We start from the raw sequence: 24168 nt of genomic DNA, 5'->3' as shown, positions 1-24168 counted from the left end.
CGGTGACATAAAAAATAGCTTTGATCAAAAATGTTATTTAATATAGTTTTACTCTTCCCTTTTAAAAACAAGACGCCCATTATACTCCCACATCAAAACTTCAACTGTGCCTGAATGCGCATCAAGCTTCCAGTCTGGTGGTTATTGGGTAACTCAAAATCTTCATACCTTCGGTCAGATACCGTATATTCAGCCACCAACTCAAAATGGTCGAAAGGATTCCATTCTATGCCTATTTCTGTGTCCTTTACGGTATAGCTTCGGGCATCCAACTCATGCTTTTTACCACCATCATAATATTGTAAGCGTACAAATGGCGTAAACTGACTTTTACCTTTATCCACCATATAAGAAAACGTCGCATAGCCTCCTTGCAGTGGCTTTACTTGTATGGAATTGCTGGCTTTGTCATATTCCGGCCCCCTGCCTACATTGTACTCGGCCTGAATACCAAATGGCTTGGGGTATAGCAGGAAAGATACTGCTGCCCTTTGGTCCAAATACCCTCCCGTATTGACCTCGATTTCGGGGCTATGTTCGGTAACCACGTATTTCCCTGAATAGGCTTGTACGCCTGGTTCTATAACTTGATTGCCTATTTCGATAGGGTAGGAAAATCTGGAAACCACATGAAATTCATTGTTTAAATCTGGATGATTGGCAGTCTGTCCATTGTAAAAACCCAAAGCAAAAACGCCAAAATCTCCTGAATGTTTGTAAGGTTTGAGCTCCTTCATCAATGCACGCTTCTCCGTACTCGCCCAATATAAAAACACACCCACATCCCGCTCATCCTTCACCCCACTGTTCAGTGCATCATTGCGGTCCAAAGGCAGGCGGGTACTACTGGATTGCATGTTTTCAAATCCAAAAGGGACTTTGCTCTGCCCTATTCTGACCCTGAATTCATTGTTTGGATCAAGGCCTATATCCAGGTAAGCGTCTTTGATCCGCGCCACATGGATGGATTCCCCCACAGATTTGGAAAGGTCCGGCTGGATGTACATGAAAATTCTCGGGCTAATTTGCCCATAAAACTTAAACCTTACCCTACGGAGAGAGAGGCCACCGCCCTCCCCTCCCCAGTATTCATCACATTGTTCGCATCCCAGATTAGGGTTTGTTTCCAGTAACTTATTGTACCGAACCTGCATATAGCCGCCAAAGTGGAGTTTGTCATACCACTTTTCCCCACTCTTTTTTTCTTCCTGCGCAAAGGCATTGGTACAGCCAATGAGGAATACCAATAAAACCAATTTCTGCCTCATCAGTCGGCTATTTTACTTAGCACGGTACCGTTTGCGTCCATTACTACCTCCCAATCCTGGCTCCATAGGGAATTTAGCTCCATTTTATAAACCACCTTTCCATTGTCAGAAATGCGCTGCAGGTCATCAATAGAAAGCTTGTTAAAATCCGCTTTTAGCTTGTCGTTTACGGCTTTGGGTAAGTCTTTGGAAGATATATCCTCCTTGTGTTTTACCATTTCCCCTTTGGCATTGTACCAGATTTCATGGTCCACGTTCCAGCCTGTTTCAAATTCCACACTGTAGAGCTCACCCGCCTTTTCCCATTCGATATCCGATGCTTTTGCAAACTCGGCGTTGAATTGATTCAAAATGATGGAGGGTACCTGGCTTTGGGAAATGTCCTGGGCTTGGGTATATCCGAATAGACTTAATGCGCCGATAATTAATAGTTGCTTTTTCATGTTGTATATTTTTTAATTACAACAAAGAAAGTAGGCGAATTTGGAAAGAATTGGGAATGCTAAAACAGGAGGAATTAAAGGGAATTAAACTTCACTTCAAAGGTGTGGCTACCATTGTCAAAATGATAGGAGATGGTATAACCATACAAATCGGTAATGGCTTTTACAATGGATAGTCCCAAACCCGTCCCATTTCCCTGGGTTTCTGATTTATGAAAACGGTTAAACAGCTTCGCTTGGTCTAGGGGTTCAGAACTGCCTGTATTACTGATTTGGAGGCTGTCCTTTGTAAGACTTATGGCAACCACACCCTTTTTAGTATTGTGAAAAATGGCATTTTTAAGCAAGTTGACAACTATAATATTGGCAAGGGTAGGGTCTAGGTTTACCTCCAGTTTTTCTGTCTCAGTGACAGTTATGGTCAAGCCTTTGAACAAGGCAATCTCCTCCAGTTCGTTTTTGAACTGCTGAACGATTTCATTCATGGAAACCTGCTGATTGTCAAAAAACTGCTTGTTGTCAATTTTGGAAAGCAACAGCAAGGACCTATTCAATCGAACAAGTCGCTCAATAATTTGAAAAACCTCTGCTATTTTCTCAGCATGCACCTCCTTCAAATCTTCGCTTTCCAGAAGCAGCTCCAGTTTGTTAGTTACCACGGCCAATGGCGTTTGTAGCTCATGAGAAGCATTGCCAATAAACTCCTTTTGCTGCTCAAAAGTAGCTATACTATGCGCCAATAGCGTATTCACAGCTTGCTCCAAATCTGAAAATTCCTTCGTTTGGGAATTTGTTTTGGGAAGCAATTGAGTACTCCCCAGTCGAAAGTTTTTCAACTGATTGAGAAAATCATAAAAGGGCTCCCACAACTTTCTCAAAACAATATTATTGACCAGGACTATGCCTGCTATAAGCACAATGTAAAGCCATACAACATCCCAGAAGAGTTCGTCTATCAGGTCATCTTCCTCCACCATAGAATTGGCCACTTTCAGCTCATAATAATGGCCATTGCTTTCAAAAGCTGTCAGCAGCATTCTAACAGGCTCGGGCTCCGGCTCTTTGTCATCCGCATCCTGCATGTAGATTTCCGAATCGATAAAGCGGTCTTTTATGCCGAGAGCCTTTTCGCGGTCGATCTTTTGTATGGTAAAGAAACTCTCATCAAAATACGTCTTCGTCAGAATGGTCGAATCCAATTGCGCATTCCGTATGATGAGGCGCTTATAATTTTCCAACCCTTCATCAATGCTGCTTTTGATTTCATTGAGCATGTTCATATAAAACAGCACCGCCCAAATGGTAACTATTCCTAAGATGGAAATGGAAAGGTATTTCAGGGATTGATTGAGGAGTTTCATTTTTCAATCAGTTTATAGCCTATCCCATAGGTGGATTCTATTTCAATTTCGGCTTGTGCTTCCTGCAGTTTCTTGCGCAAATTTTTGATCTGGTAATACACAAAATCCAGGTTGTCTGCTTGATCAGAATTGTCTCCCCACACATGTTCCGCAAGGCCGGTTTTGGTAACCAGTCTTTTTTATTGAGCAGGAAATAATTAAGGATGTCAAACTCCTTCCGGTTGAGGGGGATATTTTTGTCGTTGACAAAAAACTGTCGCTCGTTTAAATCCAGAACAGTATTTCTTAATTCAATGGTATTTTTACCCTGCTGGTTTTTCCTTCGCAGCACCGCTTTGACGCGTGCATTCAGTTCGGCAAGGTGAAAGGGTTTGGTCAGGTAGTCGTCTGCCCCAAGTTCCAAGCCTTTGAGCTTGTCATCCAGGGAATCTTTGGCCGAAATAATAATGACATTCTCGGCCTTCCCCACTTTTTTGAGTTCCTCCAAAATATCCAAGCCACTTCCTTTGGGCAGCATGATGTCCAACAGTATACAGTCGTATTGGTAGACAAAAACCTTTTCAACAGCCGAATGATAATCAGCGGCCGTTTCCACCAGGAAATTCTCTTTCTCCAACGATTCCGCTATGCTTTGCTGTAAAGCTATTTCGTCTTCAATAATTAAAATTTTCACGGCTTAAAGGTACTTTTAAAATTGGGAAAGAAATGGGAATTGGGGTTTATTGAATGGCACTAAGGAATAACCCTCGAAAGGTTCGGCTTCGTAAATAACTATTTTCTAAAAGTGGAATAATTTATATAAAAAGCCATTACCCAACGCGTAATTTAGCTGCATCTTTCCACAAATAATGTGGTAATGGTTCACTCAATTCCCACTTCACACTCATTGGCTTTGATCCATAATAATCGTTAAGGTTCCCTTCACCCACAAAAACATACCCCATAGTATTCCCGAACTCATCTTTAACTTTTTCTCGTACAAATAAAAGAATCCGTTTATTGTTTTCAAGGTGCTTAATATAGGATAATCCCTTAATAGTTTCAGGTCCTGCTGAATTTTGGGATTGCCAGTGAAATAAAAATTCATTAATAGCGTAATCATCGTACATAGTGGTAGATGAGAAGTTTTCATCAGATTTAATCAGGTTTATAAAAAGTAATTCAGTATTAAGTTCTGAGTTTAGGGCCACTCCTTCCCTACTTGAAGACTTCTTTTCAAAAGTACTTATTCCAAATCCTGCTAAAATTTGATCCCTAGTGTACCTTGAATGAACCTTAAGAGGCTGATTATAGGGTAATTTAATATCCAACTCCTTAAAATCTATTTGGTCAATCAAAAACTCAAGTACTTCAATGATTTCACTCAAGAGTACTTTGTTTTTCCCTATTTCACTAATGCTATCTCGAATAGAGTTAAAACCACCTTCTTTTTGCCAAACATCATAGTGCAACATCAATAACATTAAACCCTCTTCTTTATTCACTTCTTCAGGGTTTATCTCAAAATTATTTCTGGCTAATTTTAGAATATATATAAAATAACTAGTGGATTTTGTGGACAACCATTTCTTCCCAATAGCACTGACTATAGCCTTTTCATTTAAACCATCAAATTCTTCAACAACACCTGCTATTTGGCAAAGCCGATTCCAACTACCACGCTTGTAAATAGATTGGACAGGAATATTAAAAAATTGCACAAAGTTTTTGAGGTTTAATGGAAGTGTGGTTTGATGCTTGAAATTTTGAATTTTTATTATTAGTTGTGCCCTATTTAAAGACGTTGCTGCGGATATATTATTTAAAATTATTTCTTTAGCCTTCCTTTCTAAGTTGACTGAACATCCAAGAGGCAAATGCGGGAAATTATCTTCTATTTCTTTGATAACTGTTGTCGAAGTTTTACCAATTAATGCTCGAAACTTATTCTCAAAATTGTATTCTGGTCTGGAATTTCCAACAAAATCTAAAACAGTTAAACAATCTTTATCTTTTGATAAGCGTAAGCCTCTACCTAATTGTTGAAGAAATAATGTCAAACTTTCAGTAGGTCTCAGAAACAATACAGTATCTATTTCAGGAATATCCACCCCTTCATTAAATATATCAACAACAAACAAGTAATTTATTCCTTTACTCAAAAGTTGGTGTCTTAGAACGTCTCGATTCTGGTTATTTCTGCTTGTAAGGAAATCCGCTTTTAACCCTGCTAATAAAAACTTTTGAGCCATAAACTCCGCATGTTCTATAGACACACAAAAACCAATGGCTCTAACATTGTTTAAATCTTTTGTATAATGCTCAAGTGAATTAATTATATCTCTAACCCTTCTATCGGAGGAAGTATAAATATTAGTCAACTCACTTACCTTATATTTTCCTTTTTCCCATCCAACATTCGATAAATCTATATTATCTGTGATTCCAAAATATTGGAATGGACACAGTAATTTCCTATTTAATGCGGCAGGGAGTCTTATTTCAGCCGCTATTCGGTTATGAAAATCCTCTTGAATATCCCCACCATCCATACGTTCTGGAGTAGCAGTTAAACCTAAAAGTACTTTGGGTTTAAAATAGTTGATTATCCCCCTATAGGTATTTGCAGTGAGATGATGGCACTCATCTATTACAATATAATCATAAAAGTCGGGAGATAAGTTAATCGAATCTAAGCCATTATTGATAGTTTGAACTGAAGCAAAAACGTATTCATAACTAATAGGAACCTGACCACCAACCCATAACTCACCAAAATTATTATCCCTAAGAATTCCTCGATAGGTTGAAAGTGACTGGGTTAATATCTCAACTCTATGAGCTAAAAATAAAAGTTTACTTGACTTATTTTCTGTTTTAAATTTTTCATAATCAAATGCTGAAATCACCGTTTTCCCAGTTCCGGTAGCTGCAACCACTAAATTTCTATAACGGCCATGAACCGACCTTTCAACTTCAAGTTTTTCTAATATCTCAGACTGAAAAGGATAAGGTTTAACATCAAAAAACGAAAAGTTTATGTTGGTGTTTTGAGAGCTTTTACCCTGACTTAAATTTAAAATAAGTTTTTCCTTCCCTGACTCATCATTAAACAATTCAAAATCTTCACTTTGCCAATAGGAATCAAAGGTTTTTTGAAATTTATCGATTATATGACTTACCTCTTTGGTTGTAATCTTTATATTCCACTCCAGACCATCAGTAAGTGCCGATCGTGAAAAATTAGAAGACCCAATGTATCCAGTATGAAAGCCCGTATTTCTGTAAAACAAGTAAGCTTTGGCATGTAATCTTTCATTTCCAGTATTATACGAGATTTTTACTTGGGTATTTTCCAATTTTGACAATAATTGAATTGCCTTATAATCTGAGGCACCCATATATGTTGTTGTTATTACTCTCAATTGACCTCCTCTTTGGGTAAATTCTTTTAATTCTTTTTCAAGAATTATTATCCCTTTAAATTTTATGAAGGAAACCAATAGATCAATTCTATCAGATGATAAAATTTCTTTTTTCAATTCACTTTCGAGTGACAACCCAGTATTGCCTCCTGTAAAAAGTTCACTATGAATTAATCGAGTATAAGGTGTAATTTCCTTAAGACGTAAATTAAGGTCAGAAAAATGAGAGTCTACTTTTGAAAATACTGCTTTCAAAATCTGACCTTCTACTTCAATCAGATCTTTAACAAATTCCTCATTCTTGAGTTCTTCTTTCAAGAAAAGGATAATTTTATTGGCTATCTTTATTTGTATTTCTAACCTGCTTTCCCCGTCTTTTTCACCCTTTACAAAATCAAGGGCACTTTTAATCGTTCGAGAGATATGTTGTGCCAGTAAACTTGAAGCTTCTACTTTATCAATATTTGTTTTATTGATATAAAAGTCACCTATATCTAACTCATTTATTTTTTGAGTAACTAACTGAGTTACTAACTCCTCGTAAATACCTTGATTCATAAAGTCTAAAAATCTATTTTATTTTGAATATAGGCCTTTGCCTTATCTTTACTATTCTTTCTACTCAAAAAATGATTATTAATTCAGAGGATTTAAATTAATTTGATTCAATTGAAATTTTCAAGATCAATTGAATGAACGTTTATTTTTTAAAGCTTAAATTCTTGAACCCTTAATCCACATCCAGCCTTTTCTGATCTCCCTACCCCAAAAACTCCCCAATATGCCATAAGATCCCCGAAGGGTCATGTAAAAAAAATTCATTTCCCCAATCGTTATAGACGATTTCGGATAGGCGGACGCCTTTGTATTTTTGGGAGAGGGCTTTTATTTTTTCCAACTGTTTGTCCAGGTCCTCCACTTCCATAAAGACCATGGTATTGTCTACCCAGTCTTTGACATAGGCATCCTGCAGGTAGAAGCCAAATGCGCCGGATTTGAAGTAGGACATCTTGCTGGAAAGGACGATTTCGGTAAAGCCCAGATCGGTATAAAACTGACGGGACAGCCCATAATCTTTGGCGCCGATAAATGGCCGGATTGACTTGATTTTATGTTCCATACTACATGTCTTTTGTATTGCTTAACATTACTCTGTTCATAGATGAACTCAATTCTTCCCTATGCCGCACCTTGGATCTATCGTTTTCGAAGAAGATAAACTTAACTGAAAAAACGATTCAAAACTTGCAAATGCTCTTCTTTTTAGCCCTTTACTGGTAATGCCTCTATCAATTTCATTAGCAGTAATCGCAATGGCTATTTTGGCTGTGCCCATTACCCAAATTAGCCAAAAAAAACCTCCTGATTAAACTTTTCTCCTCAGACGAGGTCTAATTTGAAATCACATCACCCACCGTATGAATTTCCAAACAATTGTTTTTACCAAGCTTTGCCTTTTATTGACATTTTTCACGCTTGCCACACTGCTCCCTAGCTGCAATAATACATCTGACACTGATCCTCCCAGCGCAAATTACCCCTACCAGGCGGAAGGATTTATTACGATAAACGAAGGTTCTGCAGGCTTTTATGCCGGATTAGAAGGAGGAGACAGATTTGGCCGGGATCATGATAAAATAGGCGATGTGAACGGAGATGGCACCATAGATTATGTGGTGGGCGCCCGCTCGGATGACGATGGCGCTGTGGATGCAGGAGCCGTCTATATTTTATTTATGAACAAGGATGGATCAGTCCAATCCAATCAAAAGATCTCCATGTTGGAAGGAAACTTTACGGAAAATTTAAACGCCGGAAATTTCTTCGGCTATGGCGTGGCAGGGGTTGGTGATTATAATGGGGATGGCATACCAGACATTGCAGTAGCCTCTCCTGTGCCTCCCAATAATTCCTTGTACATTATCCATCTCAATGCGGATGGAACAGTCAAAGACTATGTAAAAAACCGCAACATCATTGCCAATGGACTTTCTGCTATAGGCGATATCAACCTTGATGGCCGCATAGATTTGGTAGCTTGTAATCCCGGTTCTGATGATGGGGGTGAACAACGAGGAGCCATTGACATTTTGTTTTAAATGCAAGCTCGGAAGTAGAATATGGCAAAAAGGTAACGATTAGCACTACTCAAGGTGGCTTTGGTGAAGGACTTGAGGATGGAGATCAATTTGGTGGCAGAGAAGTCGCACTTTTGGGGGACATCGATAAGGATGGAACCAATGAATTGGCCGTAGGTGCTTTTATGTCGGATGGAGGAAAAGGGGCAGTTTGGATACTGTCTTTGGACAATTCCACACATGAGGTCCTTTCCAAAGTCAAGATCACCGAGGGAATTGGGGGTTTTACAGACTTATTGACGACAGGAATAAACCCCAACGGAACCAGTGGTGCCAATTTTGGACACGCACTCTGTGCCGTTGGGGATATTGATGGGGATGGAATCAGCGATCTGATAACAGGCGCCAACCAACAATACGAAGGTTGGGGCTACCTACTCTACCTGAATCAGGATAAAACGGTAAAATCATTTACCAGAATTAACAATACAGAAGGAGGCTTTGACCTGCAGCTGACTGCAGAGGGCCGCTTCTCCCGTTCCATTTCTTATGTAGGTGATTTAAAAGGCGATGGTTCTATAGCCATCAATTTTGGTGGAGGAGCCGGAGGCACCGGAACGCTCTACACCCTTTTTCTCAGGCCTCAATAAAGTTTTATTTGTGCGTTAGCTCCCAAAGTTCTACCACTTCTTCGGCACGCCAGTTCTGGTCACGCTTGGTTTTCTTTGAGGCAGCTTTCACTGATTTCTTAAAGCATCTTTCCAATTTAAAACGTCCGCCTTCAGCCAGTTCTTTTTCTATGGGATGTTCTTTCGTAGCTTCTGTAATTTGGCCCAGGTTGGAGAACAAGAGCACGAGTTTACCATCTGGCAAAAGCCTTTTCTTGACCTCAGCAAAGAACGCTGGAAACAGCTTTTTATCGTAATAGATGCCTGCATCCAGGCTTTCTGGAGCATAGGATGCGGGTAACCATGGAGGATTAAAAACAATCAGCTCGGTTTGCTTATCCCATTTCCCAAATAGGTTTCCATAATCTAACTCAATCTTACGAGACAACTTGGTATCCCCCATAAAGGCTTTTAAGCCAACAATCGCATTTGGATTGGTGTCTGTTCCAAAGACTTTCTGAAAGCCATGCTGCACCATTTGCATGGAAAGCACACCGCTCCCAATCCCTACATCTATGGCCGTTTTTTTAGGGCCTTCGTATCGCTTAAGCCACTGGTCAAACACCGACAAATGATCAAATCGAGTAGGGAAATAAGTGCCATAGTAGGGATGTAATTTATTTCTTAGCACAGGAATAGTCATCCCATTTTTATACCATTCCCAGGAACTGTTTAACCCCTGCACTTGAGGGAAAGTCAATAAGAAATCGCTATTGTCTGGATACAATTCTTCCAACCAGCCAATAAAAGGGGCCTTTTTAAGTGCCAATTTGTTGCCTGCAATTTCAATCAACACAAGATTGGAAAGCTTACGATAGGCTGCCCGGAATTCACGCTGCTCCTTGAAAGTCGTGTTAGGAAGTTTGTTTTGTAGCTGTTCTTTCAATTCCTTCAATAGCAACAAACCATTGCTATAAAAGGCTGTAATCAACACCTGCTTACCTGCCTCTAATGCTTCGATGGCAAGCTTTATGTCGGTGGTGCCATCAAAGACGGCATTTGGTTTCGCGGAAGCAATCGGTTCCGGTTTGTTTATTTTTATTGCTGCAGTCATATTTTACTTTGTGCTTGGAATACCCTGAAATAATCCATTACTAATTCTTATATATAAAATTAAACCTTCCCCCACACCGGATTAGTTAAGTACCGGATTAATGGGATGTGGATAGTTTGCATTGCGGTTCTGGAACCTTAGGATAGTGTCTTTTACGATGACGCCATTGTCTATGTTTATCGCATTTGTAATTGTCTGGCTTTCCTTCCAACTTTTCCGTCCCGAGATCACAACGGGCAAATGTACAATCATTGCCGCAGAAATTGATCTTGAAGCACTTTCCCAAAAATAACTTGGCGTATGGTCTACGCCATAATAATCAATGGTATCAATGGCAATCAATGGGTTTTTAAAAGTGGTCGGTTTGGCAAAATAAAAGCCCATTCCTTCATCACAGCTCACATCGATAAACAGCGAACCTGGCTTTAACATAGATTTCTCCTCTTCCAACACATAATTGATGGGATCATCTGTATCCTGATAAGTTCCATTAATGATGATCTCGGATTCATTGATTAATTCCAATAAAGGCCTTTCTGTGCCATCGTGTTCTACTACCATCAGCCTGGGTTCATTTTCATTCCCCTTCCTTAGTCTTGCATAATGTACGTCCAACACTTCTTCTCTAACTTCGTGATCTGGTCGCTGTATGCAGATGGTAATGTCCCTAAATCCATGTGCTTTTAGGGCATAAATTGCCCCTCTGCTTACGGCTCCAAAACTAAAGATGATAACTTTTCTTTGATTTCCATAATGCCCATCTATCCCTTTTAATTGAAGGGCATGAATAACAGCACAATAGCCGGCCATTTCGTTGTTTTTATAAAAGGTATGCCTCCCTATTTGTCCGCTCGGACTCCATACATACATGTCCTCAAAAGCAATCAAGGTCAATTTCTTGTCTATTGCTATTTGGGTAATGGGACTTTGCTGGGCGCAATGAGGATAGCCCCAAAGCAAGCCTCCCTCCTTAAGTTCTTCCAGATCAGAAAGGATGGGTTTGGCAATGATGGCCGCCCCAATATCCGTCAGGATTTCACTTCGACTTGCGATTCCTCCGGTCAGCTCACTGATCTCTTCGTCGGCTACATTGAAAGGAAGGCCATAGCCTTTTTCAAAAATTAGTTGCTTGCGAATAGTTTCTGGAATCCTTTTTAAATGTGCAGGATGTATAGGTACACGTCTTTCATCTTCTTTTTTAGAAGTACCAATTACTCCCATTTTTAATAAAGCCATATTTTTTGCGTTGCGGCGCATTGCAAGGTAATGACAGGTGCAAAACGCAAGATTAGAATTACTTATAAAAGGTAATTTCCAGCACCCAGGCATTAAGTTGGCTACGGAGTTTAAACAATTGAAATAAAGACTAAACTCGAAATAAGCAATGGCCTTTCTATTAGGTGATGGAATCACTTCAAGACCAACCACTTCGTTGCTATTGCACAATCAGAGTTAAAAAAAATAAGCATCAGCAATTCGCTGAATTAGTGCGAAGGGATAATTAATAACTTCAAATCAATAATAAGGTGACAAAGGTACCTTAATTAAAACCATTACTGCTATTATTCAAAACTATTAACCTGAGTTCAAGCCCATTTCATAAAAAAGCCCAATGGATAACACCATTGGGCTTTAAATGCAGTAATTATTTTACTTTCAATTTATACACCTCGTGTACAATCTCAGTATTTTTTCTTCTTGTAGCTATTGATTAACCTGCTTCCTGTATCACTCCACAGGCCACTCTCGAACCGGCTGCACCGGAAGGTTGAGAAGTAAAATCGTCGGCATCAGCATGAATGATAATCGCTTTATTAAGGATATCAGAATCTTGCCCATCACCGATAGACCATCCTTCAACTACCATTTCAAGGTTTCCTTTACCATCTTCGCCTACAGTCAAATTGTCTATATCGCCCGCATGGTAATCATTTTCACCTCTTTTTCCATGGTCATCTCCCGATGGGTTCCAATGGCCGCCTGCAGAAGTAGCATCTGCTGCACTACAGTCTCCATTTTCATGAAGGTGAATGGCATGCTCTCCTGCTGTCAAATTTTCTACAGTCAATTCCAGCCTAACCTTTCCGTCGGCTTCCTGGGTAAAGGTCGCAGTACCTGTGACATTGCTTCCACTTGCCGCAGAAAGTAAAGCTGTGGCGGACATCTCAGTCATCTCATTTTCAACTGCCATATTGCCCATTTGATTGTCTGACATTTGGTGGTCTGACATTTCAAGGCTATCAGTTGCATCGCTCTCAGAATTATTGGCTCCAGGTCCGCAGGCAACTGCCAAGGATACTGCTCCAATAAAAGAAAATAATTAATTGTTTTCATCATCATAGTAGTTGGTTTAAATATTCAATTACTATTCAAGAAAAAACTATGCCAAAACCGCTGGTATTTAATTATTTTTATAATAATAAATAGATCCAATAAAACTTAGATAAGATCATCAGGTAATAAAGCGCCTAATTGGCTTAAATCCAACTAGCTCAACTTTTTATGGATTGACGATAGGAATAGGGAAATCAGATCCCTTTTCCTATCGTTGCCAAAGTTTTCTGGTCAAAGCGCCCTTCCAGCTCAATCACCATAAACTCGTTGTCATTGTCTGATCTGATCATCAGCACCAGTCCCTCTACTTCCTTGCCACCCTTGGTGTAAATAGCTAGTCCACTGTCCTTTTCACTTGCATCCATCATCAGCTCATATCTTTCTTTTCCCAGCCCTTTGCTTAGCTTGTGAAAATCTGCTTTTGCACGTGAACCGTTTACCGGTAATTTGAAAAATTTAACTCTTTCTATGCTTTCAGTAATGGCATCCAGATTGGCTTCCTCGATTTCAAGGTTCCATCCTTTGGCAAAGTCAAGGAAATTTCCCGCCAGGTCTAAATGAAAGAAGTTTTCCTGCCCTTTGTATTGTTGGTACAACTGATCCACACTTTTGCTTTGGGCATGTAGTGCTGAGGGAAGGCTAAAAAAGAGCGTTAAGGCGATTACAATAATTGAATTTTTCATGGTGAAATTTTTTAATACTAATTGGTTATTTATTTTTTTTGGCTCGTCCATACTCTTCCATTCCAGGCAAATTGGTATTTTCGGAAAGCATGTTGAGGTCTTGATAGGTGAAATCTCCCTGCATACTCATAAAGGTAAATTCGCTGGTAGATCCCGATACCATAAGCAGTTCTTTGATCCTGCCTCCTTCTTCCCTGACCATAAATTTCAGTGAGCTTTCTTTGTCCCGCACATCCATAAGCTCCTCGTACAAGCCCTTTTTCAGGTCTCCCATGGCCTCACTGAACAAGGCCAAACCGCCAATTTTTTCAGCAGAAAGGATTCTAATGCCTTTAACTTTGGTAATCAGCTCCATCAGATTTTCGGCATCCTCATCCTTCTCGTCCGCATTTGAACTCAGGAATCCTCCTGCCATTTGCATCAGCTTTGGGCTGATGTATACCCTCGAAAAGCGCTCGTCCTGCCTGTATTTCTCATAAAACTTTTCTATGACTTCCGTTTGAGCCTGTGCCAGCCATGGCAATAAGCACAGTGCCAGCAATAATATCTTTTTCATCGCTAATTATTTTTATTGTTATCATACCAATTCACACCTGAATTGAGGTACTTGATCTTTTCCATGCTTTCCAGGTGGCTGGTGCCTTTTCTAAGGTTGAGCTGAATTTTGCCCATTGCCTCCACCACTTGCTGGTAGGCCATTTCTTGTTGCTGTTGCTCATATTCCTTGTACCCCCACCAGCAGGCAGTTACAGTTAGGAATACCAATAGTACAGCCGCCAGTTTTTGCCAAGGATATTTTTGCTTCGGCAGAGGCAATTGAACAGCTATTGGCTTCTCTGAACGGATGGCTTGAATCCCTGAAAAGAAATCCTTAAGGCTTCCACCTTGCTGATCTGCTTCAACTTCACTGAAAAGCATATTTTCCTCTTCCAGTGTCGTTTCACCTTTCCAGTATTTATCCCACAATTCCTCGTGTTTATTTTCCATAATTTTCCAGAAATGATTTCAGTTTTTTCCTTGCCCGGTGCAATTCCACCTTCACCTGTCCTTCGTTTAGGTCCAGGTAAGCCGCCATTTCCCTGTGTGTAAGTCCTTCTACTTCCCGCAAGAAGAAAATTTCCTTTTGGCGCTCAGGTAATTTTTCGATGAACCTAAAAACCATCTTGGTCTTTTGACTAAAATCCACTTCAGAATCTACCTCCATAGCCCTATCCCCAACTTCATCCATTGTCCCCCACTTTCCTGCTTCCCTGATTTGCTGGAGGGCCTCATTTTTCAAGGTCTTCACCATCCACCCAGTGGGATTCTCGATAGAAGAAAGGTATTGCTGCTGCAAAAATCCTTTGGTCATGGTTTCTTGAACCGCATCCTGCGCTTTGTCCCTATCCTTCAACCATAACATGGCGAACCGGTAGAGCCTATTCTTTAGGGGCCATAGCTGTGATTCAAAAAAGGACTTCATGTAGTAAGATGATGATCGAGAAACAAAAAGGTTACACTTTTGGTAAAAAACTTTTTTGAATATAAGGGTTAATCACAAAATTAAACCTGTTCGGTACGAACAAGCCAACTGCAACAGTGGTTTATCCTGAAATAGGCAAGGGCCATTCTACCACAAATCCTTTTCTATAATCCCGGTTTAAAAATAAAATATATAGTTTGCCTCCTGACTATTTATTAATTTGCCTATTCAAAGAATAGAAAAAATCAAAGCATGCAAAATACCGGAAATCATTTGCTAAAAATAAAGGACAAAAAAAAAGCCCTGGTAAAACCAGGGCTTGTGGTGATGAGTGGGCTCGAACCACCGACTCACGGATTTTCAGTCCGATGCTCTACCAACTGAGCTACATCACCGCTGAAAGTGATGCAAAGGTACTTATTTGTTACTTTTGTACAAGCAATTTTAATAAAAAAATTGAGGATAAATAATAACACATTCAATATGAGTAGCTTACCGCAAATCCTTTTTTTATTGGTTTTAGGAACTGCAGGATATATCCTGTACAAACGAATAAATTATATCCTAAAAACCATCCAACTCGGCAAACCCGTTCAACGCAATGACAATCCAGGCGAAAGATGGAAAACAATGTTACTGGTAGCCCTTGGACAAAAGAAGATGTTCAAAAATCTGATTCCTGCCCTGCTTCATTTGGTCATTTACGTTTCCTTTGTGATCATCAACCTCGAGGTTTTGGAATTTATTATAGATGGAATAGTGGGTACACATAGGGTTTTCGCCCCTTTTCTGGCTGGATTTTATTCCATCGCCATGAATTTCTTCGAGTTTTTGGCCTTGGGTGTGCTCATTTCCTGCTTGATTTTCCTTATCCGTAGGAACATTACCAAGGTGCCAAGACTTAATATGGTCGAACTAAAAGGCTGGCCTAAACTAGATGCCAACCTGATTTTGGTAATTGAAATTGTCTTGATGATGGCGATATTGACCATGAATGCTACGGACCAGATTTTAGCCTACAGGGGTGTTGGCGGATATATCCCACTTGGAGGTCTCTGGATAAGCAGTAGTATTCAGGGGATTTTTGCAGGACTTGAATCCAGCACACTGGTATTGATCGAAAGAGCTGCCTGGTGGTTTCACATCATTGGTATTTTAGGATTTGCGATTTATGTGACGTATTCCAAACACCTGCATATATTCCTCGCCTTCCCCAATACCTGGTATTCGAATCTGGAACCTAAGGGAAAAATGCCTAACATGGAAACCGTTACCCATGAAGTAAAAATGATGTTGGGAATGCCAACCGACCCACAAGCTACTGAAACTGCTGAGGTAGGTAGATTTGGTGCCAAGGACGTCAATGACTTGTCCAGGATTAATTTGTTAAACGCCTTTTCTTGCACAGAATGTGGTCGATGCACGGCAGAGTGCCCTGCGAATATAACAGGCAAGAAATTATCTCCCCGCAAAATAATGATGGACACCAGGGACCGGGCAGAAGAAGTAAGTAATAATCTAATTGCAGGCAAAAAAGGATTGGATGATGGCAAATCCCTTTTGGGAGATTATATCACACAGGAAGAAATCAATGCATGCACCAACTGCAATGCCTGTGTGGAAGCTTGTCCGGTAAATATAGATCCTTTGGCCATTATCATAGAATTGAGGCGGTATACCGCAATGGAAGAAAGTGGCAGCCCTGCGCAATGGAATGCCATGTTCCAAAATATTGAGACCAGTTTTGCTCCCTGGAAATTCCCTCCAACGGACAGATTTAACTGGGCCGCTGATTTAAACAAAGAAAAAAGTAAAAATTCGATATTATGAGTGATACCTATAAAGCCCCAACCATGGCTCAAAAAATGGCTTCCGGAGAGGCTCCGGAGATTTTATTTTGGGTAGGTTGTGCGGGTTCTTTTGATGAACGATACAAAGCAGTAACCTTGGCATTTGTCAAAATCCTAAACAAGGTAGGAGTAAACTTTGCTGTCCTCGGCGACGAAGAGACATGCACCGGAGATCCTGCCAGAAGGGCTGGCAATGAATTCCTATATCAGATGCAAGCCATGAGCAATATCCAGGTATTGGATGGCTATCAGGTAAAAAGAATCGTAACTGCTTGTCCCCACTGTTTCAATACCATAAAAAATGAATACCCAGCCTTAGGTGGCAATTATGAGGTGGTTCACCATTCTCAATATTTGCAAGAGTTGATCAATGATGGCAAGATTGTCATGAAAGAAGGAGGCGAATTTAAAGGTAAAAAAATCACCTTCCATGACAGTTGTTTCCTCGGTAGGGCAAACGACGTATATGAAGCACCAAGAGCAGTAATCAAAGCCCTGGACATGGAATTGGTGGAGATGAAGCGATGCAAGTCCAAGGGGCTTTGCTGTGGCGCTGGCGGCGCCCAGATGTTCAAAGAACCAGAACAAGGAAGTAAAGACATCAATGTAGAACGTACAGAAGAGGCTTTGCAAACGGGTGCAAAAACCATCGCTGTAGGTTGTCCTTTCTGTCTTACTATGATGACAGATGGCATAAAAAACAAGGAAAAAGAAAAGGAGGTCAATGTTCTCGATCTGGCTGAACTGATCGCTAAAGATCAGCAGTTATAGGTTTTTGTGGGTTTCGTAGCTTTAGAAATACACTTTGCTTTTGGTTTTGAACTTTTTTTAAGGGAACTTAAAAAAAATTGTATCATAATAAATCTATCTTCGTTTAATATTATTGTCGGGAAATCACTGGCAATATTTGTAAATTTGTTTAGGAAATATATTTAAAGGAGCCAATCATGTACGTACCATTTGATAAAATGCCAAAAGATTCGAAAATTTGGATCTATCAGTCTGATCGTCCTTTCGATGAGCAGGAAAAGACTTGGATTATATCAAAATTAGTTGCCTTCTGTAACCAGTGGAATACACATGGGGCTGAGATGCCTAGTTCTTTTGACTTAAAATACGACCAATTCATCATCCTTTCTGTGGATCAAAGTCAGATGGGTGCCAGTGGATGCTCTATAGACAGCTCAGTAAGGGTTATAAGGGAAATAGAAGTAAAACTAAATATAAATTTATTGGACAGTGGTAAGGTGGCCTATCTCGAGGGAGAAAATGTAAAGGTGGCTTTTTTACCAGAGATCAAGAATCATGTGGTGGAAGGGTCTTTAAAGTCCAACAGTAAGATGTTTAATCCTAGTGTAAATAAAATTGCGGACTTAAATGACAAATGGCTGATTGAAGCTGAAAAAAGTTGGCTGAAAAAATATTTTGCTAATTAATGCTGCAAGAGAAAAAATAGTATGAGAAACATAAAGTCCACCTTTCCAATAAACCGCTGTTTACTTCCTGTTTTATTGCTTGTATTTCAAGCATCTTGTACCAGTCTACAACAAAAGGCCCAAACGCAATTCAATACAGGAGAATACCAGCTGGCCATAGCTTCTTATTCCAGGTTATTAGAAACCGATTCGGCAAATAGTGAGGCGAATTTTTACATTGCAGAAAGTTACAGACTCTCTAACCGAATAGAAAAAGCGGCTGAATACTATGAGAAAGTCTCGGAAGAGAATGCCAGCTTTGACAGCCAATTCCACAAGGGTAAAAGCTTAAAAGGCAAAGGAGAATACGAAGCAGCAAAGGAAGCTTTTGAAGCGGCCAAAACGCTTACGATGGACGATGAAAAAATCGCTCTTGCAACAATAGAAATTCAGAACATAGACGAAATAGAAACCATCACTCCTATTTGGCCTAATCATGAATTGGAAAATTATGAATTACTTAATTCTACAGGCATAGACTACGCCCCAATAGTAAGTGAAAACCAACTTTTCTTTACAAGCTCAAGAGGTGCGGGAGGCATGTATGCAGGAACAGGACAAGGATATACCCGTTTATTTAAAACAAGGGCTGAGGGGATCAATGTAGATGTACAGGGTATCCAAACCCTATCTGAGTTTCAAAACGAGTCAGGGCTAAACCAGGGAGCCATTGCGATAAGCCCGGATGGCAACATGATTATTTACGCTCGTGGCAATAGCAACAGTAAAAATGACCTTCCCGATGTAAGTCTTTTTTCTTCCAAATTCAATGGGACAGGATTTACAGAACCTGCCTACATGGGTGTAAATGGTGAGGCTGAATATTGGAATTCCACGCCAGCCTTTAGTCTGGACGGTCAAACCCTCTATTTCGCATCCAACAGACCTGGAGGTTATGGCGGAACAGACATTTACAAAGCCACAATTATGGCTTCAGGAAATTTTGGAAGTGCGGTTAATATGGGCCCTGAAATCAATACCCCTGGCAATGAAATGTTTCCCAGGCCTTTAGAAAATGGAGAGTTTTACTTTGCCTCAGACGGTCATCCTGGCTATGGAAAGCTAGATATTTTGTTTACAAGGAAGTCGATGGCGAAGCCAAGGTATTGAACCTCGGGCCAAACTTTAACACTATAGCGGACGATTTTGGGATTTTCTTTACCAAATATCCTGAAGAAGGCTTTATCACCTCCAATCGAGAAGGCGGCAAAGGCGATGATGACATCTACTATTTTAAGGACATGACACCAGCTCCTAAAGTGGTGAATGTATTGTTAAATGTGGTAACAAAAACAACGGCTGAAAATGGAGAAGAGCAAATTCTCCCTCAGGTACGTGTAATGCTTTATGATGACCAAAACAAAAGCATCGATGGCAACCTAACAAGCCAAAGTGGCCGCTTGAGATTCCCGCTCGAGCCAGATAAAGACTATTCTATGATCGCCTCTAAAAGCGGTTACTTTACCAAAAGTGTCCCTTACAGCACCATTGGCAAAACCCCTGCTGAAGAGGACCTGATTCAGGATGTCACTAACATCAGCCTTGACACCACAATTGTACTTGACCAGTTGATATTGGAAAGAGCGATAGTGCTTGAAAACATCTATTATGACCTGGACAAAGCAGATATCCGACCAGATGCTGCTATTGAACTAGACAAGCTGGTTAAAATTCTAAAAGACAATCCTGGAATACGCATTGAGTTGAGTAGCCATACGGATATAAGAGCGACAGATGCCTACAATGATGACCTTTCTCAAAGAAGGGCTGAATCTGCAGTAGCCTATATTGTTTCTCAAGGTATTGCTGCGGACAGGCTACAAGCCAAGGGATATGGCGAAAGGCAGTTAATCATCGAGAATGCTCAAACTGAGGAAGAGCACCAGGTCAACAGAAGAACAGAGTTTAAGGTTATAGAAATCACGGAGTAAAATGCTTACCTTTGCCCCTTATCTGTTTTTTCCAAATCTAAGTTTATGAACGATAGGTACATGCAGCGGGGGGTTTCTGCCTCCAAAGAAGACGTACATCAAGCAATTTCAAACCTAGACAAAGGCCTGTATCCCAAAGCCTTCTGCAAAATAGTAGCAGACGTCTTGGGAAATGATCCGGACTATTGTAACATCATGCATGCTGATGGTGCTGGTACCAAGTCCTCTCTAGCTTACCTCTATTGGAAGGCTACAGGAGACCTGAGTGTCTGGAAAGGCATTGCTCAGGATGCTATAATTATGAATATAGACGACCTGCTTTGCGTAGGTGCGGTTAATAATATATTGGTTTCCTCCACCATAGGAAGGAACAAAAACCTTATTCCAGGGGAAGTGATTGCTGCCATCATCAATGGTACAGAAGAAGTGCTACAGATGCTTAGGGATCATGGTGTCAATACCGTACTTACTGGTGGCGAGACAGCAGATGTCGGAGATTTGGTGCGTACCATCATTGTAGACAGCACGGTCACCTGCCGAATGAAAAGAAATGAAGTCATCTCTAATGACAATATTAAAGCTGGAGATGTAGTCGTGGGAATGACCTCTTTCGGTCAAGCGACTTATGAATCAGAATACAACGGAGGAATGGGAAGCAATGGCCTTACCTCTGCCAGACATGATGTCTTTGGAAAAAACATAAAAACGACTTATCCAGAAAGTTTTGATCCTTCTGTACCTGAGGAGCTGGTTTACTCTGGAAGTTATGATTTGACTAGCCCAGCACCTGGCACTCCCTTAGATATGGGTAAATTGGTGCTGTCACCTACCAGGACCTATGCCCCTATTATCGCTGCCTTATTGAAAGAAAATAGGGATGCCATACATGGCTTGGTTCATTGCAGCGGAGGAGCACAAACCAAGGTACTGCATTTTATAGACAACTTGCACGTGATCAAAGACAACCTTTTTGATACACCACCCCTCTTTAAAATCATCCAGGAAGAAAGTGGTACTGACTGGAAAGAGATGTACAAGGTTTTCAATATGGGCCACAGAATGGAAGTGTACCTGGACGAAAAATGGGCTGATCAAGTGATTGCTATTGCTGCTAATTTCGGTGTAGAAGCCAAAGTTATCGGTCGAGTTACGGATTACCAAGGCAAAAAAGTTACAGTAAACAGTCAACATGGCACCTTTACCTACGATGGTTAAGTCACGGGTTTAAATTTTAAGCAAATGAAAGTCCTTTTAAAAATCGTCATTGGGTGCTTCATTTTCTTATTGGCACTGGCATTATTGACCATCACCACTGTTGATTGGACACCCTATAAAGAAACCGCTTACTATAAGGAAACCTTAAAAGCATTAGACGGTCTGACTTTTGAAGGGGCTGATAAAGAATATGTTTTAGGGGGTTGGGCCAAAGCCAATATAACAGCCGAAACGCCAGTAAACCTTGTTGCTTATAAACCTAGAGGGCCTTATGAATATGTTGAAGACAGCAGTTTCGTAAAAGCCATCATTATTGGTAATGACCAGTTTAAGGTGGCTTTCCTTAATTATGAATTGCTGATTGTTCATCCCGAATTGGCTAAAGCACTTCGGGCAGCCATAAAAAAACAACAACTTCCAGTTGACCATGTTTATTTCACAGCCACCCATACACATAGCGGCATGGGGGGAACTATTCCCGGACCAGTAGGAGAATTGGCCATGGGAGGCTGGGATGAATCCCTGGTAAGCCATGTCACAAATGGCACCCTTACGGCCATAAGTAATGCTTTGAGCAATATGGATACGGTATCCCTTCGCACCAAAAGGTCAGAAGCGGCAGATTTTGTAAGCAATCGACTGATCGCCTCAGATCCAATTGACCCTTATATAAGACAGTTAATTTTAGAGAAAGGTAACGGTGAGACTTGTTCACTTATGACTTACAGTGCACATGCGACTTGTCTAAGTAGTAAGTTCATGGGACTCTCGGGAGACTATCCCTACTACCTCTCAGAAGCGCTGGAAAAAAGACATGACTTTGCTATTTTTGCAGCTGGAGCCGTGGGAAGTCATCGACCAAAAGCCCCGGGAAATGACATCAAGAGCATCAAGCAATATGCTAGCTCCTTGGATTCAGTAGTAATTAATAATCCCATCGATAAAATAGTGAACGGCAGCCAAATAATGGCTGCCAGACTTCCCTTAAAACTGCGTTCACCCCATTACAGAATCAGTGATAATTTGCGACTCAGGCCCTGGCTTTTTAACTGGGCCATTGGAGAAAGTCCTGCTTATTTTGATGTGGTAAGGATAGGGAATGCCTTGTTTATCTCCTCTTCGGGTGAAGTTTCAGGAGTTTTTTATAAGGCTTGGGAGGAACAAGCGGAAGCACTTGGCCTTTCCTTATTTATCACCACTTTCAACGGCGGATATATTGGATACATCACCCCTGACAAATACTATTCAGGTGATTATTATGAGGCAAGGGACATGAATTTCTATGGCCCCTATAATGGTGATTATTTTAAAGAAATCGTATCCGATTTGATAGATTTTGGTGCCAATTTATAAACCTTGGCCCTGTAAAATCCCTTCTCAAAAAAGTAGTTTTAATTTCTTCCCAACCCCAGCCTTTAAAGAATTTATCATAATCTGGAAGTTCTTTTCTTGGATGTCCGGCCAACATACTAAAGCTTGTGATCATTAAATGTATCAACCATTTCTTGTTCTTCACTGGATAAAAATCCAAAAACAGCCAACAAGTGTTTGAAGATACATTCTGCCTTACTTTATCGAACAAAGCATCAATAGCATCATCTGCCAATACATCCAATAAAAATTGGGTAATGACTACATCAATTTTATCCTTTCTGGAAAGCTTAAAATCATCCGCACAAACAAATTCCACCTGATTTTTTACATGCGAATGAATTCTCTTCCTCGCTTTATTAAGCATTTTGATTGAAGCCTCCATAAATATTACTTTCCCCTCTTTCCCACATCTTTTCAGAATTTCAGGCAAATTGCCTCCAGTTCCACCTCCTATTAACCAAACCGTGTCGCCAGGCTGGATACAATCTAAAAACTCCCATTTACTATCATGAAATTTTCTACCCAAAAACAAGGTTGCCAAGCCGTCATAAATAGGGGCAATTAAATTGTAATTGTCCTTAAATTCTATGGCATTTTTTATTTTCATTATTGGAGCAGGTAGGCAAGATTCTAATTAAAATAACAGGAGCAACAAAGGAAGTGAAAAAGCCAACTCAAGGCGTTTTCTGGTTTTTATGTTTTTATCGGACGGAGATTCTACAAAACTGATTATATGCATCAAAAACATCAACCCCCAAATCAATGTATAGATGTGATAATAGGAAGGTAGCATTAAGAAAAGAAATACAAGGTAAAGCAAACCTATAATGGCAAGAACCCATAATAATCTACGCGTTTTGACCTTACCAATAACGGTCACAATTGACGCTTGTCCTTCAGCCAAATCCTGCTCACTATCGCTATAGGAAAGAAATACCAGGTTGTACCAAGCCAGCAAAAGGTATGCACCTAAAAAATACATCCAATAATTGGTGGAAAATGAAAAATCAATATTCAATAACGGAATTAAAACAAGTCCCGCCACATAAAACAATGCGGTAGAAAACTCTTTTACGGCAGCTGTTTTTTTTCCTGCTAAACGCAATACTGCCATAGACAGTACAATAAGAAAGGCAAGAAGAAGTCCTGAGCCAAACATTTTAAAAGAGGGTAAAAAACAAAAGGCCAAAACAAAGCCACAAATAACCGCCACAAACAACATTACCAAGAGTAAGGTAAAATGATCCTGGTGAAACCTGTGTCTTGGGGACAAAGCTTGCCCTTTTACTTTTTTAGCATCCAGTAAATGATCGAAGGTATAAATGCTCCACACAGCAAGCCCCAAAAGCAAATAAATCTTCCATGACAATTCTACCTTCATTAAATCGGCAAAAAAATACATACCTGCACATGCCCCTGCTACTACATCCAAAGAAAGGAGGTTAAATTTCTCATTAAAGACCAAGTAATTTAATTTCATTGTACAAGCAAAATCCCAAGTGGTTGGCAATTTAAAGAAAATGAAAGGATCAATACATTTAAAAATTGTGTAATTTCCACTTTCAAAG

General features: G+C 40.2%; 22 protein-coding genes, 1 tRNA gene and 2 pseudogenes. 8 read left to right on the top strand and 17 right to left on the bottom strand.

Annotation, left to right across the window (positions count from 1 at the left end):
* Positions 1 to 92 precede the first annotated feature (92 nt).
* The 7 genes and pseudogenes from ADICYQ_RS21720 to ADICYQ_RS27485 all read right to left on the bottom strand — a co-directional run bounded on the left by ADICYQ_RS21720 (position 93) and on the right by ADICYQ_RS27485 (position 7812).
* A complete protein-coding gene (locus ADICYQ_RS21720) occupies positions 93 to 1268 on the bottom strand; it encodes a porin (RefSeq protein ID WP_020892010.1) in 1176 nt (391 codons plus the stop codon).
* The gene (locus ADICYQ_RS21715; RefSeq protein WP_020892009.1) at positions 1268 to 1711 is read right to left on the bottom strand and encodes a PepSY-like domain-containing protein; all 444 of its coding nucleotides are present in this window, start codon (positions 1709 to 1711) and stop codon (positions 1268 to 1270) included. The genes ADICYQ_RS21720 and ADICYQ_RS21715 overlap by 1 nt, the downstream gene beginning before the upstream one ends.
* 74 nt (positions 1712 to 1785) lie before the next feature.
* Positions 1786 to 3072, bottom strand: a complete 1287-nt coding sequence (locus ADICYQ_RS21710; protein ID WP_020892008.1) for a sensor histidine kinase — start codon at positions 3070 to 3072, stop codon at positions 1786 to 1788.
* Positions 3069 to 3745: pseudogene (locus ADICYQ_RS21705) on the bottom strand (response regulator transcription factor). The gene ADICYQ_RS21710 and the pseudogene ADICYQ_RS21705 overlap by 4 nt, the downstream one beginning before the upstream one ends.
* Before the next feature lie 136 nt (positions 3746 to 3881).
* Positions 3882 to 7034, bottom strand: a complete 3153-nt coding sequence (locus ADICYQ_RS21700; RefSeq protein ID WP_020892006.1) for a DUF3427 domain-containing protein — start codon at positions 7032 to 7034, stop codon at positions 3882 to 3884.
* Between the two features lie 202 nt (positions 7035 to 7236).
* On the bottom strand, positions 7237 to 7596 hold the full coding sequence (locus tag ADICYQ_RS21695) for a VOC family protein (RefSeq protein WP_020892005.1): 360 nt from the start codon (positions 7594 to 7596) through the stop codon (positions 7237 to 7239).
* Positions 7597 to 7644: 48 nt separating this feature from the next.
* A complete protein-coding gene (locus tag ADICYQ_RS27485) occupies positions 7645 to 7812 on the bottom strand; it encodes a hypothetical protein (protein WP_020892004.1) in 168 nt (55 codons plus the stop codon).
* 82 nt (positions 7813 to 7894) lie between these two features.
* Between ADICYQ_RS27485 and ADICYQ_RS27890 the strand changes: the two genes are divergently transcribed.
* A complete protein-coding gene (locus tag ADICYQ_RS27890) occupies positions 7895 to 8575 on the top strand; it encodes an integrin alpha (RefSeq protein ID WP_020892003.1) in 681 nt (226 codons plus the stop codon).
* 113 nt (positions 8576 to 8688) lie between these two features.
* A complete protein-coding gene (locus ADICYQ_RS27885; protein WP_020892002.1) occupies positions 8689 to 9204 on the top strand; it encodes an integrin alpha in 516 nt (171 codons plus the stop codon).
* 4 nt (positions 9205 to 9208) lie between these two features.
* Here ADICYQ_RS27885 and ADICYQ_RS21685 read toward each other — a convergent pair whose 3' ends face one another.
* The 8 genes from ADICYQ_RS21685 to ADICYQ_RS21650 form a co-directional block, all read right to left on the bottom strand.
* Positions 9209 to 10276, bottom strand: coding sequence for a methyltransferase (locus ADICYQ_RS21685; RefSeq protein ID WP_020892001.1), 1068 nt, complete (start codon positions 10274 to 10276; stop codon positions 9209 to 9211).
* Positions 10277 to 10357: 81 nt separating this feature from the next.
* Positions 10358 to 11512 carry a N(5)-(carboxyethyl)ornithine synthase gene (locus tag ADICYQ_RS21680; protein ID WP_040417556.1) on the bottom strand — a complete coding sequence of 385 codons (1155 nt, stop codon included), beginning with the start codon at positions 11510 to 11512 and terminating at the stop codon, positions 10358 to 10360.
* A 475-nt stretch (positions 11513 to 11987) separates the two neighbouring features.
* Positions 11988 to 12569, bottom strand: a complete 582-nt coding sequence (locus ADICYQ_RS21675) for a superoxide dismutase family protein (protein WP_020891999.1) — start codon at positions 12567 to 12569, stop codon at positions 11988 to 11990.
* A gap of 235 nt (positions 12570 to 12804) precedes the next feature.
* The gene (locus ADICYQ_RS21670) at positions 12805 to 13293 is read right to left on the bottom strand and encodes a DUF4252 domain-containing protein (RefSeq protein WP_020891998.1); all 489 of its coding nucleotides are present in this window, start codon (positions 13291 to 13293) and stop codon (positions 12805 to 12807) included.
* Between the two features lie 25 nt (positions 13294 to 13318).
* The gene (locus tag ADICYQ_RS21665; RefSeq protein ID WP_020891997.1) at positions 13319 to 13849 is read right to left on the bottom strand and encodes a DUF4252 domain-containing protein; all 531 of its coding nucleotides are present in this window, start codon (positions 13847 to 13849) and stop codon (positions 13319 to 13321) included.
* A gap of 2 nt (positions 13850 to 13851) precedes the next feature.
* Positions 13852 to 14280 carry a hypothetical protein gene (locus ADICYQ_RS21660; RefSeq protein ID WP_040417534.1) on the bottom strand — a complete coding sequence of 143 codons (429 nt, stop codon included), beginning with the start codon at positions 14278 to 14280 and terminating at the stop codon, positions 13852 to 13854.
* Positions 14270 to 14755, bottom strand: coding sequence for a GFO_1088 family ECF-type sigma factor (locus tag ADICYQ_RS21655; RefSeq protein ID WP_040417531.1), 486 nt, complete (start codon positions 14753 to 14755; stop codon positions 14270 to 14272). Before ADICYQ_RS21655 ends, ADICYQ_RS21660 begins: the two co-directional genes overlap by 11 nt.
* Positions 14756 to 15077: 322 nt before the next feature.
* A tRNA-Phe gene (locus tag ADICYQ_RS21650) sits at positions 15078 to 15150 on the bottom strand.
* An 88-nt stretch (positions 15151 to 15238) separates the two neighbouring features.
* On the opposite strand from ADICYQ_RS21650, the gene ADICYQ_RS21645 reads away from it, so the two are divergent.
* The 6 genes and pseudogenes from ADICYQ_RS21645 (at position 15239) to ADICYQ_RS21620 (ending at position 22579) form a co-directional block, all read left to right on the top strand.
* A complete protein-coding gene (locus tag ADICYQ_RS21645) occupies positions 15239 to 16585 on the top strand; it encodes a 4Fe-4S dicluster domain-containing protein (protein ID WP_040417553.1) in 1347 nt (448 codons plus the stop codon).
* A complete protein-coding gene (locus tag ADICYQ_RS21640) occupies positions 16582 to 17376 on the top strand; it encodes a (Fe-S)-binding protein (RefSeq protein WP_020891993.1) in 795 nt (264 codons plus the stop codon). The genes ADICYQ_RS21645 and ADICYQ_RS21640 overlap by 4 nt, the downstream gene beginning before the upstream one ends.
* Positions 17377 to 17552: 176 nt before the next feature.
* Positions 17553 to 18041 (top strand): hypothetical protein, encoded by a 489-nt coding sequence (locus ADICYQ_RS21635; protein WP_040417528.1) that lies wholly within the window; start codon positions 17553 to 17555, stop codon positions 18039 to 18041.
* Between the two features lie 21 nt (positions 18042 to 18062).
* Positions 18063 to 20011, top strand: a pseudogene (locus ADICYQ_RS21630) (CHU_0125 family OmpA-like outer membrane integrity protein).
* A 45-nt stretch (positions 20012 to 20056) separates the two neighbouring features.
* Positions 20057 to 21226, top strand: coding sequence for an AIR synthase related protein (locus ADICYQ_RS21625; protein ID WP_020891989.1), 1170 nt, complete (start codon positions 20057 to 20059; stop codon positions 21224 to 21226).
* Positions 21227 to 21250: 24 nt separating this feature from the next.
* Complete coding sequence (locus tag ADICYQ_RS21620; RefSeq protein ID WP_040417526.1) at positions 21251 to 22579, top strand: neutral/alkaline non-lysosomal ceramidase N-terminal domain-containing protein; 1329 nt, start codon at positions 21251 to 21253, stop codon at positions 22577 to 22579.
* Here the strand turns inward: ADICYQ_RS21620 and ADICYQ_RS21615 are convergent.
* Together ADICYQ_RS21615 and ADICYQ_RS21610 are read right to left on the bottom strand one after the other, a co-directional pair.
* Positions 22533 to 23207, bottom strand: coding sequence for a class I SAM-dependent methyltransferase (locus ADICYQ_RS21615; RefSeq protein WP_020891987.1), 675 nt, complete (start codon positions 23205 to 23207; stop codon positions 22533 to 22535). The two genes, ADICYQ_RS21620 and ADICYQ_RS21615, sit on opposite strands and share 47 nt — an antisense overlap.
* Before the next feature lie 27 nt (positions 23208 to 23234).
* The gene (locus ADICYQ_RS21610; protein ID WP_051160319.1) at positions 23235 to 24080 is read right to left on the bottom strand and encodes a UbiA prenyltransferase family protein; all 846 of its coding nucleotides are present in this window, start codon (positions 24078 to 24080) and stop codon (positions 23235 to 23237) included.
* Positions 24081 to 24168: the final 88 nt, after the last annotated feature.

This window comes from Cyclobacterium qasimii M12-11B, assembly GCF_000427295.1.
GTDB lineage: Bacteria > Bacteroidota > Bacteroidia > Cytophagales > Cyclobacteriaceae > Cyclobacterium > Cyclobacterium qasimii.
Note: the sequence above shows the minus strand (reverse complement) of the source record. Positions and strands in the feature narration are given on the sequence as shown.

What these genes read in the sequence shown, in the direction of transcription:
- ADICYQ_RS21680 (WP_040417556.1), bottom strand. Translation starts at nt 11,512, where the DNA reads ATGGCTTTATTAAAAATGGGAGTAATTGGTACTTCTAAAAAAGAAGAT.
- ADICYQ_RS21685 (WP_020892001.1), bottom strand. Translation starts at nt 10,276, where the DNA reads ATGACTGCAGCAATAAAAATAAACAAACCGGAACCGATTGCTTCCGCG.
- ADICYQ_RS21670 (WP_020891998.1), bottom strand. Translation starts at nt 13,293, where the DNA reads ATGAAAAATTCAATTATTGTAATCGCCTTAACGCTCTTTTTTAGCCTT.
- ADICYQ_RS21620 (WP_040417526.1), top strand. Translation starts at nt 21,251, where the DNA reads ATGAAAGTCCTTTTAAAAATCGTCATTGGGTGCTTCATTTTCTTATTG.
- ADICYQ_RS21710 (WP_020892008.1), bottom strand. Translation starts at nt 3,072, where the DNA reads ATGAAACTCCTCAATCAATCCCTGAAATACCTTTCCATTTCCATCTTA.
- ADICYQ_RS21695 (WP_020892005.1), bottom strand. Translation starts at nt 7,596, where the DNA reads ATGGAACATAAAATCAAGTCAATCCGGCCATTTATCGGCGCCAAAGAT.
- ADICYQ_RS21665 (WP_020891997.1), bottom strand. Translation starts at nt 13,849, where the DNA reads ATGAAAAAGATATTATTGCTGGCACTGTGCTTATTGCCATGGCTGGCA.
- ADICYQ_RS21700 (WP_020892006.1), bottom strand. Translation starts at nt 7,034, where the DNA reads ATGAATCAAGGTATTTACGAGGAGTTAGTAACTCAGTTAGTTACTCAA.
- ADICYQ_RS27485 (WP_020892004.1), bottom strand. Translation starts at nt 7,812, where the DNA reads ATGGGCACAGCCAAAATAGCCATTGCGATTACTGCTAATGAAATTGAT.
- ADICYQ_RS21610 (WP_051160319.1), bottom strand. Translation starts at nt 24,080, where the DNA reads ATGAAATTAAATTACTTGGTCTTTAATGAGAAATTTAACCTCCTTTCT.
- ADICYQ_RS21640 (WP_020891993.1), top strand. Translation starts at nt 16,582, where the DNA reads ATGAGTGATACCTATAAAGCCCCAACCATGGCTCAAAAAATGGCTTCC.
- ADICYQ_RS21720 (WP_020892010.1), bottom strand. Translation starts at nt 1,268, where the DNA reads ATGAGGCAGAAATTGGTTTTATTGGTATTCCTCATTGGCTGTACCAAT.
- ADICYQ_RS21635 (WP_040417528.1), top strand. Translation starts at nt 17,553, where the DNA reads ATGTACGTACCATTTGATAAAATGCCAAAAGATTCGAAAATTTGGATC.
- ADICYQ_RS21715 (WP_020892009.1), bottom strand. Translation starts at nt 1,711, where the DNA reads ATGAAAAAGCAACTATTAATTATCGGCGCATTAAGTCTATTCGGATAT.
- ADICYQ_RS27890 (WP_020892003.1), top strand. Translation starts at nt 7,895, where the DNA reads ATGAATTTCCAAACAATTGTTTTTACCAAGCTTTGCCTTTTATTGACA.
- ADICYQ_RS21655 (WP_040417531.1), bottom strand. Translation starts at nt 14,755, where the DNA reads ATGAAGTCCTTTTTTGAATCACAGCTATGGCCCCTAAAGAATAGGCTC.
- ADICYQ_RS21615 (WP_020891987.1), bottom strand. Translation starts at nt 23,207, where the DNA reads ATGAAAATAAAAAATGCCATAGAATTTAAGGACAATTACAATTTAATT.
- ADICYQ_RS21660 (WP_040417534.1), bottom strand. Translation starts at nt 14,280, where the DNA reads ATGGAAAATAAACACGAGGAATTGTGGGATAAATACTGGAAAGGTGAA.
- ADICYQ_RS21625 (WP_020891989.1), top strand. Translation starts at nt 20,057, where the DNA reads ATGAACGATAGGTACATGCAGCGGGGGGTTTCTGCCTCCAAAGAAGAC.
- ADICYQ_RS21645 (WP_040417553.1), top strand. Translation starts at nt 15,239, where the DNA reads ATGAGTAGCTTACCGCAAATCCTTTTTTTATTGGTTTTAGGAACTGCA.